The organism is Streptomyces spinosus, assembly GCF_020400655.1.
Taxonomy (GTDB): Bacteria; Actinomycetota; Actinomycetes; order Streptomycetales; family Streptomycetaceae; genus Streptomyces; species Streptomyces argyrophylli.
In genome coordinates this window covers 1-219 of sequence record NZ_JAINRC010000092.1, presented here as the reverse complement: position 1 = coordinate 219, position 219 = coordinate 1, and the positions used below count along the sequence as shown (strand labels likewise).

Annotated in this window: 1 protein-coding gene; it reads right to left on the bottom strand. The window is 70.8% G+C overall.

All coding sequences use genetic code 11. From position 1 onward, the window contains the following. Positions 1-219 (bottom strand): hypothetical protein (locus LG395_RS41065; RefSeq protein ID WP_225814716.1); only part of this gene is annotated, 219 nt, incomplete at both ends.

Genomic DNA, 219 nt, shown 5'->3' with positions numbered 1-219 from the left:
CGGTGGTGTGTGTGCTGCCGGCGTCGAGCAGGCGGGAAACGAGCTGAGGTGTGAGGTTCTCACCACCGGCGACGATCGTGGCGATGCGGTGCCGGGCCCCGCGGCTCTCCAGGTGGGCGGCGAGGACCTCCAGGTGCGAGGGCGTCGCCTTGAGGAAACTGATCGGGGTGCCGGCGCAGATCACGTCGATCGCCGCGTCGAAGGCCGTCTGGTCGGGCC